The sequence below is a fragment of the Microbacterium proteolyticum genome, assembly GCF_014192415.1.
Taxonomy (GTDB): Bacteria; Actinomycetota; Actinomycetes; order Actinomycetales; family Microbacteriaceae; genus Microbacterium; species Microbacterium proteolyticum.
In genome coordinates, this window is the sequence record NZ_JACHXY010000003.1 from 292,116 (window position 1) to 305,585 (window position 13,470).

General features: G+C 69.9%; 13 protein-coding genes and 1 tRNA gene. 1 reads left to right on the forward strand and 13 read right to left on the reverse strand.

What is annotated here, in order from left to right; genetic code table 11:
- Window positions 1-152: 152 nt before the first annotated feature.
- From FHS07_RS13500 to FHS07_RS16850, 10 genes are all read right to left on the reverse strand, one after another.
- Window positions 153-225, reverse strand: a tRNA-Thr gene (locus FHS07_RS13500).
- A gap of 77 nt (window positions 226-302) precedes the next feature.
- A complete protein-coding gene (gene deoC, locus FHS07_RS13505) occupies window positions 303-974 on the reverse strand; it encodes a deoxyribose-phosphate aldolase (RefSeq protein WP_221189500.1) in 672 nt (223 codons plus the stop codon).
- 44 nt (window positions 975-1,018) lie between these two features.
- Window positions 1,019-2,542: an alpha/beta hydrolase gene (locus tag FHS07_RS13510; protein ID WP_183420425.1), complete on the reverse strand. Its 1,524-nt coding sequence runs from the start codon at window positions 2,540-2,542 to the stop codon at window positions 1,019-1,021.
- A 14-nt stretch (window positions 2,543-2,556) separates the two neighbouring features.
- The gene (locus FHS07_RS13515) at window positions 2,557-3,735 is read right to left on the reverse strand and encodes a DNA polymerase III subunit delta' (RefSeq protein WP_183420426.1); all 1,179 of its coding nucleotides are present in this window, start codon (window positions 3,733-3,735) and stop codon (window positions 2,557-2,559) included.
- A gap of 148 nt (window positions 3,736-3,883) precedes the next feature.
- The gene (gene tmk, locus FHS07_RS13520; RefSeq protein ID WP_183420427.1) at window positions 3,884-4,558 is read right to left on the reverse strand and encodes a dTMP kinase; all 675 of its coding nucleotides are present in this window, start codon (window positions 4,556-4,558) and stop codon (window positions 3,884-3,886) included.
- Window positions 4,555-7,515 carry a type I DNA topoisomerase gene (gene topA / locus FHS07_RS13525; protein WP_183420428.1) on the reverse strand — a complete coding sequence of 987 codons (2,961 nt, stop codon included), beginning with the start codon at window positions 7,513-7,515 and terminating at the stop codon, window positions 4,555-4,557. Before topA ends, tmk begins: the two co-directional genes overlap by 4 nt.
- A 60-nt stretch (window positions 7,516-7,575) precedes the next feature.
- On the reverse strand, window positions 7,576-7,905 hold the full coding sequence (locus FHS07_RS13530) for an Rv3654c family TadE-like protein (RefSeq protein ID WP_183420429.1): 330 nt from the start codon (window positions 7,903-7,905) through the stop codon (window positions 7,576-7,578).
- On the reverse strand, window positions 7,905-8,234 hold the full coding sequence (locus FHS07_RS13535; protein WP_183420430.1) for a TadE family type IV pilus minor pilin: 330 nt from the start codon (window positions 8,232-8,234) through the stop codon (window positions 7,905-7,907). Before FHS07_RS13535 ends, FHS07_RS13530 begins: the two co-directional genes overlap by 1 nt.
- Window positions 8,231-8,467, reverse strand: coding sequence for a DUF4244 domain-containing protein (locus FHS07_RS13540; protein ID WP_246383591.1), 237 nt, complete (start codon window positions 8,465-8,467; stop codon window positions 8,231-8,233). Before FHS07_RS13540 ends, FHS07_RS13535 begins: the two co-directional genes overlap by 4 nt.
- 59 nt (window positions 8,468-8,526) lie before the next feature.
- A complete protein-coding gene (locus tag FHS07_RS16850) occupies window positions 8,527-8,805 on the reverse strand; it encodes a hypothetical protein (RefSeq protein ID WP_183420822.1) in 279 nt (92 codons plus the stop codon).
- A 903-nt stretch (window positions 8,806-9,708) separates the two neighbouring features.
- On the opposite strand from FHS07_RS16850, the gene acs reads away from it, so the two are divergent.
- On the forward strand, window positions 9,709-11,676 hold the full coding sequence (acs, locus tag FHS07_RS13555; protein WP_183420431.1) for an acetate--CoA ligase: 1,968 nt from the start codon (window positions 9,709-9,711) through the stop codon (window positions 11,674-11,676).
- Between the two features lie 118 nt (window positions 11,677-11,794).
- On the opposite strand, the gene FHS07_RS13560 is transcribed toward acs, so the two are convergent.
- The 3 genes from FHS07_RS13560 to sp36 form a co-directional block, all read right to left on the reverse strand.
- Complete coding sequence (locus FHS07_RS13560) at window positions 11,795-12,604, reverse strand: hypothetical protein (protein WP_183420432.1); 810 nt, start codon at window positions 12,602-12,604, stop codon at window positions 11,795-11,797.
- Window positions 12,605-12,764: 160 nt separating this feature from the next.
- On the reverse strand, window positions 12,765-13,232 hold the full coding sequence (locus FHS07_RS13565) for an Atu1372/SO_1960 family protein (protein ID WP_183420433.1): 468 nt from the start codon (window positions 13,230-13,232) through the stop codon (window positions 12,765-12,767).
- Window positions 13,229-13,447 (reverse strand): Sp36 family protein, encoded by a 219-nt coding sequence (gene sp36 / locus FHS07_RS13570; RefSeq protein ID WP_183420434.1) that lies wholly within the window; start codon window positions 13,445-13,447, stop codon window positions 13,229-13,231. The genes FHS07_RS13565 and sp36 overlap by 4 nt, the downstream gene beginning before the upstream one ends.
- Between the last annotated feature and the right edge of the window lie 23 nt (window positions 13,448-13,470).

Genomic DNA, 13,470 nt, shown 5'->3' on the forward strand with positions numbered 1-13,470 from the left:
CGTCGTGGGGGGCGGGTTTTCAGCCTATCGTTCGGGCTCGCTGGTCCCCGGCGCCGCCCGCTGGGGAAGGCGTCCACCAACCGGATGCGGGATGCGAGACCACGCAGACGTGAAAAGGCCCCCACCCGGTGGAAGCGGGTGAGGGCCTTCGGAGCCGCCTAAGGGAATCGAACCCTTGACCTATTCATTACGAGTGAATCGCTCTGCCGTCTGAGCTAAGGCGGCATGTGCGCGCTGTCGCGTGCACGATCATCGAGTTTACATGCTCCAGCGCGCTCGGACGCACACGCCCGACGCGACGATCAGTAGTCGCCGCTCGCGGACCGGTCGGCGAGGATGTCGCGGCTGGACGACAGTCCCAAGCGCGTCGCTCCGGCGGCGATCATCTGTTCGGCGGCATCGCGCGTGCGAACGCCACCAGAGGCTTTCACCTCGGCCCGATCGCCGACCGTGCGCTTCATCAGCTCGACCGCGTGCACGCTGGCGCCGCCGGCGGGGTGGAACCCCGTGGAGGTCTTGACGAAGTCGGCTCCTGCGGCGACCGCCGCTTCGCACACGGCCACGATGGCCTCATCGTTCAGCGCCGCCGACTCGATGATGACCTTGAGCACGGTCGGCGCCGGGGCGGCGTCGCGCACGGCGCGGATCTCGGACTCGACGAGTTCGTAGTGGCCCTCGATAGCGGCGCCCACGTCGATCACCATGTCGATCTCGTCAGCTCCCTGCGCGACCGACAGCGCCGCCTCGGCCGCCTTGATCTCGGCGTGGTGCTTGCCGCTGGGGAAGCCGCAGACGACGGCGAGCTTCAGACCGGCGGGCACCTCGACGGGGAGGAACGACGGCGAGATGCAGACGCTGTAAGTACCCAGCTCGGCGCCCTCGGCGATGAGTCGCTCGACGTCGGCGCGGGTGGCCTCGGGCTTGAGCAGGGTGTGGTCGATGTACGTCGCCAGGTCGGCGGTGGGCGCTGTCATAGGGGTCTCCTCGGGGTGTGACGGATCAAGCGTAGGCGAGGTCATCACTCGCAGCGCAGCCCCGCCTCGGGTACGGTGCCCTCGACGAGGTAGTCGTCGACGGCGCCGTTCACGCAGGCGTTGCCCTTGTTGTAGGCGAGGTGGCCCTCGCCGACGTACGTCACGAGCACGCCCTGCGAGAGCTGCTCGGCGAGCGCCTGCGCCTCGGTGTAGGGCGTGGCCGGGTCGCCGGTGGTGCCGAGGACGACGATGGGCGGCGAGCCGGGCGCGGTGATCGCGGCGCGCGTCCCGGTCGGGGGCGCGGGCCACGCGGCGCAGGGGTCGGGGCCGACCCAGTAGGGCGCGACGACGGGGGCCTTCTGTTCGAGCTCCGCTTCGAGCGCCTCATCGTCGGCGTCGGCCTCGTCGGGGTAGTCGACGCAGTTGTACGCGCGCAGCGCCTGGAGGGTGTTGCTCGGATACTGCCCGTTCTCGCGGCCGTTGTAGAAGTCGGCCAGCTGGAAGGCGACCGACGCGTCGCCGTTCTGCGCGTCGGTGAGGGCGATGCGGAGATACGGCCAGCTCTGGTCGCTGTACAGCGCGGCGAGGACAGCCGTCACGAGGGTGTCCGCGCCGAGGCTGCGGCCGTCGCCGTTGGTCAGCGGCCGGACGTCGACCCGTTCGAGCAACGCGGTCAGATCGCTCATCGCGTCGTCGACGGAGCCGGCGAACGGGCAGTCCGAGAGCGTCAGACAGTCGGCCATGAAGGCACGCAACGCGTTCTCGAAGCCGACGGCCTGAGCGACACCGCTCGCACTGCCGGGGAGGCTCGGATCGATGCCGCCGTCGAGCACCATCCGCCCGACCCGTTCGGGGAAGAGGCCGGCATAGGTCGCCCCGAGCAGCGACCCGTACGAGAAGCCGAGGTAGGAGAGCTTCGCATCGCCCAGCACCGCGCGCAGCAGATCCATGTCGCGCGCCGCGTTCTCGGTCGAGATGTAGGGCAGGATGCCGTCGCTCCCCGCCTCGCACGCCTGGGCGAAGTCTGTCTGCCGTTGTTCGAGGGCCGCGTTGCGTTCGTCGCTCCCCCGTTTTCCCGGGGGGATGTCGTAGAGGAAGGCGTCCATGCCGGACGCGTCGTAACAGGTCACGGCGGACGACTGCCCGACACCCCTCGGGTCGAACCCGATGACGTCGTACGCGGAGGTGAGGGTCTCATCGGCCACGAGCGACAGCGAGTCGCGCACGGTGTCGACCCCGCTGACGCCCGGTCCCCCGGGATTGGTGAGCAACGACCCCAGCGGCTCACCCGACGTCGCTCGGTGGCGGATCACCGCCAGCTGCAGGTCGCCGGCCGACGGATCGGCGTAGTCGCGGGGTGCGGTGACCGTCGTGCAGTCGAAGCCGACGCTGCCGCAGTCGCTCCACGCCAGCGTCTGGCCGTAGTAGGGCAGGAGGGATGCATCGACGCCGTCGGTCTGCGGGGCCGGTGAGCGACCGGTGTCGGGTGCCATCGGCGGGATCTGGGCGTAGAGACACCCGCTCAGCACGAGGGCCAGACCCGCCATCCCCGCGATGGCGGCGGTCATTCGGCGGCGCAGGCTCACGGCGCCGAGCCGTTCGCCACGGTGATCATGAGGCTCTCCAGTGCGAGCAGCGGGGCGGCGTTCTGTTCGAGGTTGCGGCGCGTGACCGAGATGCGATCGAGCACCCCGAGCGTGCGGGAAGGCGTCCACTCGGCTGCCAGGGCGCGCAGGGCGTCGAGCCGCTCACTGTTGACGAGATCTCCCTCGCGGCCGTACTGGATCATCACGACGTCGCGGAACAACGACTGCAGGTCGGTGAGCACCCGGTCGATACCGTCGCGGAGGCTGCGGGTGGCCCTGCGCTTCTGGTCGTCTTCGAGGGCGTTGACCTGCCCGCGCACCGACGGCGGCACGGCGGCGCCCTCGGCGACGCCGAGCATGCGCAGGAGCGACCGACGCTCTTCTTCGTCGCGGGTGGCGGTGAGGGCCTTGGCGTCGTCGGTGGCCAGGCGTACCACTCGACCCGCGACGTCGACGGCGTCGCCGATGCCCCGCACCGCCAGGACGGCGGCGAGCGTCTCGGCCCGGCGCGCACGCGCGTCGTCGTCGGTCGCGAGGCGCTGGGCCATACCGATGTGGCGCTGCGCGTGGCGAGCAGACTCCTCGGCGATCTCGGCAGAGACGCCGGTGCGCTCGACGATGAGCGCCGCGACGTCGGCGACCGACGGTTCGCGCAGTCGAAGAACCCGCACTCGTGAGCGGATGGTGGGCAGCAGGTCGGCGTCGCTCGGCGCGCAGAGCACCCAGACGGTCTTCTCGGGCGGCTCCTCGAGCGCTTTCAGAAGCACGTTGGACGTGCGCTCCGACATGCGATCGGCGTCTTCGACCACGATCACGCGGTGCCGACCGAGCGACGGCGCGAAGGATGCGCGCTCGACGAGGCGACGGGCCTCGTCGATCCGGATCACGACCTGTTCCGTGCGAAGCGCCGTCAGATCAGGATGCGTGCGGGCGAGCACCTGCCGTTGGGCGCGCTCGTCGCCCGGGTCGGCGATGAGCGCGGCGGCGAACGCGTAGGCGAGGGTGGAGCGCCCGGACCCGGGCGGACCGGTGATGAGCCAGGCGTGCGCGAGGGAGGAGGGGATGGACGCCGCCGCACGCAGCGCCGCGACGGCCTCGTCTTGCCCCCACACGGCATCCCACGGGAAGGGCGCCGTGCCGACGGCCTGCGGGGACGAATCGAGGGCGACGGACATGGGCTCCAGCCTAACCGCGGGGTCCGACACCGCCGCTGGCGTTCGGCTGTGCAAACCCTTGGCGACGTGGTCGCGGAGCACGGCAGCTGCCGTGGGGGCGAGGACGGTGGATGCCGCGGCGCGGCGGAATCAGCTTGCTCCCCGGATCTCAGCCCAGACGCTCCGCGACCGCCTCGCGCACGAGGGCGGCGAGGTCGTCGGGGGCCGTTTCCGCGTCGAGCACGAGGAAGCGCCGAGGCTCGGCGGCGGCGAGAGCGAGGAAGCCGGCGCGCACGCGCGCGTGGAAGTCCTCTTTCTCCGCCTCGAGCCGGTCGAAGGGTTTGTCGTCGGCGTCGAGACGGCGACGCGCGGCGGCCGGGTCGAGGTCGAGGAGCACCGTCAGGTCGGGAAGCAGTCCATCGGTCGCCCACAGCGACAGCGCACGCACGTCGTCGGCGTCCAGGACGCGGCCGGCCCCCTGGTAGGCGACGGACGAGTCGAGGTAGCGGTCCTGGATGACGACGTCTCCGCGAGCCACGGCCGGACGCACGTGCGTGGCGATGTGATGCGCGCGGTCGGCGGCGTACAACAGCGCTTCGGCGCGGGCGTCGATATGGCCGCGGTGATGCAGGACGATCTCGCGGATACGCACACCGACGTCGGTTCCGCCCGGCTCGCGCGTACGCACGACCCGTCGACCCTTCTCCTTGAGCCACTGCTCGAGAAGCGACGCCTGCGTGGTCTTTCCCGCGCCGTCTCCGCCTTCGAAGGTGACGAACAGCCCCGGCCCCCCGGCCGCCGCGGCCCGGGGGGCGTGCAGCGGCCGGGTGAGGTCGTCTGTCACGACGTCTTCGCCGGCGCCTTGCGCGGGGTCGTGGTCGCCGTCGACGGCGTTGCGGCCGCCTTCGTCGTGGCCGCCTTGGTCGCCGTGGTCTTGGTCGCCGCCGTCCGAGTCGCCGTGGTCTTGGCCGCCGCCGTCCGAGTCGCCGTGGTCTTCGCCGCCGTCGTCTTGGCCGCCGTCGTCTTGGCCGCCGTCGTCTTGGCCGCCGTCGTCTTGGTCGCTGTGGCCTTAGCCGCTGTCGTCCGAGTCGCCGTGGTCTTCGCCGCCGTCGTCTTCGTCGCCGCCGTCTTGCGCGCGGGGGCCGCCTTCTTGGGAGCCGGACCCTTCGCTCGCTTGTCGGCGATGAGCTCGACCGCTCGCTCGAAAGTGATCTCCAACGCGTTCTCGCCGCGCGGCACCGTCGCGTTGGTCTCACCGTCGGTGACGTACGGGCCGAACCGGCCGTCCTTGAGCTTGATCGGCTTGCCGCTGACGGGGTCGGCGTCGAACTCCTTCAGCGCGCTCGATGCCCGGCGCGCGCCGTATTTGGGTTCCGCGTACTTCGCGAGCGCCTCCTCGAGGGTGATGTCGAAGATCTGCTTCTCGTCGTCCAGCGAACGGGAATCCGTCCCCTTCTTCAGGTACGGACCGAAGCGGCCGTTCTGCGCGGTGATCTCCGCGCCCGTCTCGGGGTCGGTGCCCACGACACGCGGGAGCGAGAGCAGCTGCAGCGCGGTGTCGAGGTCGACGGTGTCGACCGACATCGAACGGAACAGTGACGCGGTGCGCGGCTTGGGGGCGACTTCCTTCTTCGCCCCCCGCTTCTTCGGCTGCTCGACGACCTCGCCGGTGGCCTGGTCGACCTCCTCGGGCTCCTCGGCATCCACTTCCTGCACGTAGGGGCCGAAACGGCCGTCTTTCACGACGACGAGCTTGCCGTTCTCGGAGTTCTCCCCCAGCACCCGGTCACCCGCGACCGGAGCGTCGATGAGTTCCTGCGCCTTGGCGGGCGTGAGTTCATCGGGTGCGAGATCCTCGGGGATGTTGACGATCCGCGGCTTCGCCTCGGCATCGGCCGCCGGGTCGGTGACCTCGAGGTACGGGCCGTACTTGCCGAAGCGCAGGGTGGCGGTGTCAGTGATGCGCGTGGAGTTCAGCTCACGCGCGTCGATCTCACCGAGGTTGTCGACGATGTGCCGCAGGCCCACCTGCTTGTCCGAGCCGAAGTAGAACGACTTCAACCATTCGGTGCGGCGCTGCTCTCCGCGCGCGATGGCGTCGAGGTCGTCTTCGAGGGCGGCGGTGAAGTCGTAGTCGACAAGGTCGGCGAAGTGCTCCTCGAGCAGTCGCACCACGCTGAACGCGAGCCAGCTGGGGACGAGGGCCTGACCGCGCTTGGTGACGTATCCGCGATCGAGGATCACGCCGATGATGCTGGCGAAGGTCGACGGGCGACCGATGCCCTTCTCCTCGAGCGCCTTGACCAGGCTCGCTTCGGTGTAGCGGGGCTTCGGCGAGGTGCTGTGGCCCTTGGGCTCCACGTCGCTGACTGCGAGTTCGTCGCCCACGGCGACAGCGGGGAGCGATTGGTCGGCGTCGTCGTCGTTGCGCTTCTCGTCGGCGCCCTCTTCGTAGGCTTCGAGGAAGCCCTTGAAGGTGTAGACGGTTCCGGATGCCGTGAACTCGGCGACCTGGGCCCCGGCATTCACCGTGAGGGTGACCGTGGTCGTCTCGTATTTGGCATCCGCCATCTGGCTGGCGACGGTGCGCTTCCAGATGAGGTCGTACAGCTTCTGCTCGTCGCGGTCGAGCGACGACGCGAGCGACGCCGGCGTGCGGAAGGTCTCGCCCGAGGGACGGATGGCCTCGTGCGCCTCCTGCGCGTTCTTCGACTTGCTCTTGTACACGCGGGGGTTCGCCGGCACGGCCTTGTCGCCGTACAGGGCGACAGCCTGCGCGCGCGCCGCCGAGACGGCCTGACCCGAGAGGGCGACCGAGTCGGTACGCATATAGGTGATGAAGCCCTTCTCGTAGAGACGCTGAGCGACGCCCATGGCGTGCTTGGCGCTCATGGAGAGCTTGCGACCGGCCTCCTGCTGCAGGGTGGAGGTGGTGAAGGGGGCGCGGGGGCTGCGCGTGCCCGGCTTCGCCTCGACCTTGGCGACGGTGGCGCGCCCGGCCGCGGTGATGGCGTCGGCGAGCGCGCGGGCCCGCGTCTCGTCGAGGACGACGACGGCCTTCTTGAGCTGACCGAGGTCGTCGTAGTCGCCGCCGCGCGCGATGGGGGCGCCGTCGAGGCGGTTCAGTCGCGTGGTGAACGATGAGCCCGAACGGGAGGCCAACGCCTCGACGTCCCAGTACGAGGCCGAGACGAACGCCATGCGCTCGCGCTCGCGTTCGACGACCATGCGCGTCGCGGCCGACTGCACACGACCGGCGCTGAGGGCTGTGCCTTCGCGGCCCGAACCGACCTTGCGCCACAGCACGGGCGAGACGTCCCAGCCGTAGAGGCGGTCGAGCACACGGCGCGTCTCCTGCGCATCGACGAGCGAGACGTCGAGGTCGCGCGTGTGCTCCGCGGCATCGCGAATGGCGTCCTTGGTGATCTCGTGGAAGATCATCCGACGGACGGGGACCTTGGGCTTGAGCACCTCGAGAAGGTGCCACGCGATGGCCTCGCCCTCGCGATCGCCATCGGTGGCCAGCAGGACTTCGTCGGCGCCCTTGAGTGCGCGCTTCAGCTCGGCGACCGTCTTGGTCTTGCGGTCGTTCACGACGTAGAAGGGGTCGAAGTCGTTCTCGACGTCGATGGAGTACTTGCCGTACGCCGCCTTCTTGTCGGCCGGGATCTCCTTCTTCGACGCCAGGTCGCGGATGTGACCGACCGAGCTGAGCACCTCGTAGTCGTCGCCGAGGTATCCCTGGATCGACTTCATCTTCGTCGGGGACTCGACGATGACGAGCTTCTTGCCGTTTGCCACTGGGGTCCTTTCGTCGATGCACACCATACACACGCCTCCCTGTTCGGGTTCCGGGAGGTCTCACGGGGCGGACGCGTCGGGGGGTCCGGCCCGGGAGCGCGCATCGAATGGAATTCCACCGTACGCCCCACCGACGGAGATGGTGGCGATGAGACCCTCCAGATCGCACCCGATCAGACGGACCGCGTGCGCCGCGGCGATCCGGCCGGCCTGCTCGCACGGCGCGCCGGGCACCGCCCCGCTCGCGGCGTCGGCCGCAGCGAGAGCTGCCGCGTCGGCGACGCCGGCCACCCGCTGGGCTTCGACTGCCGCGGCGCCCGCGATGCCGAGCGACACCGTCACGGCCACCAGTGTCGCGACCACACCGACGACCGAGACGCTGCCCGCCATCACCGGCCTCCATCGAGCGCACACGCACGTGCGGTGATGGCGGGCAGCGGCGGTCCCACCGGAACGGGCGCCACGGCTGCCACGCATACCAGCCCGTCGTGACGCTCGACGGACGCCGTCCCGCCGGTCTCGGCGATGCCGGCGAGGGCGTCGGTTTCGCCGCGACCGAGCAGGCGGGCGGCCTCCGTCGCGGCGTGTTGCAGACGCACGGTCGCCGCGGCCGATCCGAGGACCCCGACGCCGAGGGCGAGAACGATGATCACCGCCGGGAGAGCCACCGCGAATTCCGCGGTGACGGCTCCCCGGTCGTCGAGCAGCCGCCGCGTCATTGCACGGTGAGCGCGCGTCGGACCAGATCGGTCAGGATGCCGCGGACCTCGTCGCTGCGCATGATGGCGACGAGCAGACCGGCGAAGGCGACGGCCGCCATGGTCGCGATGGCGTACTCGGCCGTCGCCGCACCGCGGTCGTCGAGGAACAGCGCGCCGGCGCGTGCGGTCGTCAACGTCGGCAGGTCTGATGCCGGGTGCTGCGGACGGAACGGGTTCGGGAACATGGTCATGGAGAACTCCTGGGGTCGAGGTGAGGGAAGTGCGTCGAAGGGACGAGGAAGGGGCGTGGTCACGGAAGGGCCCCGGACCTCAGGATGCCGAGCATCATCGGGGCGACCGCGAGAAGAAGGAACGCGGGAAGCGTGCAGATTCCGAGCGGCAGCAGCAGCCGCGTCGACAACCGTGCCGCCGCGGTGCGCCCCGAGGTTCGTGCGCGCTGTCGGGCGAGCCAGGCGTCGGCGCGAAGCAGCTCCGCGGCCGGGACCCCGGCACGGTGGGCGAAAGCGACCGTCTCCGCCGCGTCGTCGGGCGAGTCGTCGGAAGGGCGGGAGCGCAGCGCGGTGTCCACCAGCGAACGTGCGCGGTCGGCGGACGCTCCGGCTGAGAGGGCGATGGCTCGCGTTGACGCGCGGAGAGCATTCCGCTGCGTTCGAGATCCGACAGATCGGGTGCGTCCCAGCGCGGTACGCGCACCGACAGCGTCGTGCCGCTCGCGGCGACGGGAGCGAGGACGGCGTGGACCCTCACCCCTCGATGGAGGCGGACGTCCACGCACGGCGAGGCGTCGTCGAGGTGACGCCCACCCAGCGCGATCAGACGGACGGCGACGTGGCGCACCTCGGTCTCGCTCGCGCGCCAGGACGACACGCGTTCGACGCCGTCGCCCCGGTCGACGAAGAGGCCCCGGTCCCCGTTGATGAAGAGATCGGTGACGGCGGGATCGTCGAGGAACGGGCGCAGGAACGCCAGCGCAGGATCCCGCCAGGCGGCGGAGGCGGGGTCGATCGGATGGACCGGAGCGAGCGAGGACATGCCGACGACCGTAAGGACGATGCGTGTTCCGCCGTCGGCGAAGACGGGCTATCCGTGGACGGCCGGGAACCTGCGACACCTGGGGAGGGGCCGCGGCCAACCACCTACCCGCCGACGCATCATCGGCGACGGGGCTGCACAAGGAGGGGGCGGCATCCCGTCAGTGGGGGGCGAGGGATGCCGCCGTGCGGCGGAGGAATATTGGGGGGCTCCCCCCGGACGCAAATGCCGGAAGCGATGTTCGGGCTCACTTAGATTACGCGTGCCGAAAACCCCGCACCAACTCGACGCACCTATTCATCGCGATATATCACCTGTTTCGCCGAATTGGGGATGCCAACTATCGGAGGTGGCCCGCATCGGAGGGGGTCGATAGCGTGACCCAGGTGAAGACGCCGTGCGCTGACGCGGGCGTCACGTAACGCGAAGGAGCGCCGCGATGAGCAGCCAGATCGACCACCTCCTCTCCGAATCCCGCCGGTTCCCACCGTCGGCCGAATTCGTCGATCATGCCGTGGGCGATCGCGCCCTGTACGAGCGTGCGGCCGCCGACCGCGAGGGATTCTGGGCCGAACAGGCGCGCGACCTGCATTGGCACACGCCCTTCACGCGGGTGCTGGACTGGTCGAATCCGCCGTTCGCCGAGTGGTTCGCCGACGGCGAGCTGAACGTCGCCTACAACTGTCTCGACCGGCACGTCGAGGCGGGTCACGGTGACCGCATCGCCCTGCGGTGGGAGGGAGAACCCGGCGACTCGCGCAACGTCACGTACGCCGAGCTCACCGACGAGGTCAAGCGCCTCGCGAACGTGCTCACCGATCTCGGCGTCGAGCAGGGCGACCGTGTGGCCCTCTATCTGCCGATGATCCCCGAGGCGATCGCCTCGATGCTGGCGGTCGCCCGCATCGGCGCGGTGCACTCGGTCGTCTTCGGAGGATTCTCGGCGGACAGTCTCCGCGCCCGTATCGACGACGCCGGAGCGAAGGTCGTCATCACCGCCGACGGCGGCTGGCGCAAGGGCAGGGTCTCGCCCCTCAAACCCGCGGTCGACCAATCGCTCGCCGACCGCAACGGCTCCGGCATCCAGGAGACCGTCGAGCACGTCATCGTCGTCAAGCGCGGGGGGAACGAGGTCGAGTGGACGAACGATCGCGATCTCTGGTGGCACGAGATCGTCCCGCAGGCGTCGGCCGAGCACGAGGCGCGAGCCTTCCCCGCCGAGACGCCGCTGTTCATCCTGTACACCTCGGGCACGACGGGCAAGCCGAAGGGCATCCTGCACACGTCGGGCGGCTACCTCACGCAGGCGGCGTTCACCAACCGCGTCGTGCACGACGTCCATCCCGAGACCGACGTCTACTGGTGCACGGCGGACATCGGCTGGATCACCGGCCACACCTACGTGACCTACGGCCCCCTCGCCAACGGGGCGACGCAGCTGCTGTACGAGGGAACCCCCGACACGCCGCACCCCGGCCGCTGGTGGGAGCTCATCGAGAAGCACGGCGTGACCATCTTCTACACGGCGCCGACGGCTATCCGCTCGTTCATGAAGATCGGCCGCGACGTTCCCCAGAAGTTCGACCTGTCATCGCTTCGTCTCCTCGGGTCGGTGGGCGAGCCGATCAACCCCGAGGCGTGGGTCTGGTACCGCGAGATCATCGGTGCCGATCAGACGCCGATCGTCGACACGTGGTGGCAGACCGAGACCGGCGCGATCATGATCTCGGCCCTCCCGGGGGTGACCGAGACGAAGCCCGGTTCCGCACAGGTGCCGGTGCCCGGCATCTCGATCGCCGTCGTCGACGACAGCGGTGAACCCGTCGCCAACGGCAGCGGCGGCCTGCTCGTCGTCACCGAGCCGTGGCCCAGCATGCTCCGCGGCATCTGGGGCGACCCCGACCGCTACCGCGAGACGTACTGGGACAAGTTCGCCGACAAGGGCTACTACTTCGCCGGCGACGGCGCCCGTCTCGACGAGGACGGCGACGTCTGGCTGCTCGGACGCGTGGACGACGTCATGAACGTCTCGGGGCACCGCCTGTCGACGGCCGAGATCGAATCCGCGCTCGTCGGGCACGAGGGCGTGGCCGAAGCGGCCGTGGTGGGTGCCTCCGACGAGACCACCGGCCAGGCGGTGGTCGCATTCGTGATCATCAAGAGCCGCTACCTCAAGCAGAAGCCCGTCGACGGTCTCGGCGATGAGCTCCGGCGGTGGGTCGGCGAGCAGATCGGGCCCATCGCCCGCCCGCGCGACGTCTACATCGTCGGCGAACTGCCCAAGACCCGCTCGGGCAAGATCATGCGCCGCCTTTTGCGCGATGTGGCCGAAGGCCGCGAGGTCGGCGACACCACGACACTGGCCGACACCGCCGTGATGAGCGTGATCAGCGCCCAGGTGAAATGACATCGTGGTTGCGTGGATGCCGGGTGACCGGGCATCCACGCAACGACAGCCGCGTGGCGTCACCGCCCGCAGACACGAAGACGGGGCCGTTCATCCGAACGGCCCCGTCTCGTCGTTATCAGATGGAGCGGCGGCGACGCAGCAGCAGCATGAATGCACCGGCGGCGAGGACACCGGCGGCGATCAGCGCGATCGGCAGCAGCGAGGCGCCGGACATACCGGTCGTCGCGAGCGAACCCTTACCGGACTGACCGTTGCCGGCCGGCACGGGCACCGCGGTCGCGGTGGCCGTGGGCGTGGCGGTGGGCGCAACCGTCGGCGTCGAGGTGGCCGTCGGCGTGGCGGTCGGCGTCGGGCCACCGGTCGGGGTCGCGGTCGGCGTCGGCGTGGACGTCGGCTGAGCGGTCGGCGTAGCCGTGGGCGTGGCCGTCGGCGTAGCCGTGGGCGTAGCCGTGGGCGTCGCGGTCGGCGTAACAGTCGGGGTGGGCGTGGGCGTCGGCGGCAGGTCGCAGCCGATCACGGTGACGCGCGAGTCCCACGCCGTGATGACGCCCGAGGTCCACTCCGGGTCGCCGCCACGCGAGGACGAACCGAAAGCGACACCCGCGGTGGTGTCGAGGTCGCTGCAGTCGTACCCGTCGAATGACGCCGACCAGGTCCACGTCTCACCGGGCGCGAAGCGCTTCTCGCTGAAGGTCTCGACCCACCCGTTGGTCTGGGCGACCGTCGCCGAGCCGTACGCGGTGACGGCCGAAGTGTTCTGCGCCCAGACCGAGACCTCGACCTCGTCGGGCGTGGTGAAGTCCAGCGTGACCCGTACATCACCCGTGATGTCGGCCGCGTAGGCAGCGGGGACGCTGATCCCGGCGCCGACCGCGAGGGCGAGAGCCGTTGCGCCGGCCGCCCAGAATTTCGTCGTCTTCTTCATGTTTCCCCGTTTTCCCCTAAAGAATGTGCCCCCCACATCACGTGGAAGGCGAGCGCAGGTGCGCTTCCCCGTAAATACCCTAATCATTCGATGGGCATATTCTGAAAACCGAAATGACACGCTAGGTTACGCTTTCGCTTCCTGGCAGTGCCGTCGGTGGTCAGACGACGGTGAAGACGACCTCGACCTCGACCGGGCTGTCCAGGGGCAGGACGGGCACACCGACCGCAGAACGCGCGTGCGCGCCGGCTTCGCCGAACACCTCGCCGAACAATTCGCTCGCCCCGTTGATGACGGCCGGCTGGCCGGTGAACTCGGGCACGGATGCCACGAAGCCGGTGAGTTTGAGCACGCCGCCGAGGTTGTCGACACCCCCGACGACCGCGGCCGCCGCCGCGATGGCGTTGAGCGCACACTGACGGGCATACGACCTGGCATCCGCCGGCGAGACGAGGCCCCCGGACTCACCGACCTTGCCTGTCGCGGGGAGGGCGCCCTGCACCATCGGAAGCTGGCCCGACGTGTAGACGAGATCCCCGTGACGCTTCGCCGGGATGTAGGCGGCGACGGGGGGAACGACGCCTGGAAGGTCGACGCCGAGTGCGGACAGGCGCTCGGAGACGCTCACTGCTGACCCTCGAACTGACGGGCTGCGGCCTCAGCGGCACCCAGGCCGGCGTTGGCGGTCCCGCCGCCGGTCGGACGCTTGAGATAGGCCACGAGCCCCCCCTCGGGGCCGGGCACCACCTGCACGAGCTCCCACCCCTGCTTGCCCCAGTTGTTGAGGATGGCGGCGGTGTTGTGGATCAGCAGCGGAGTGGTGAGGTATTCCCACGTGGTCATTGTCGGGCTCCCGGCGATGGCTC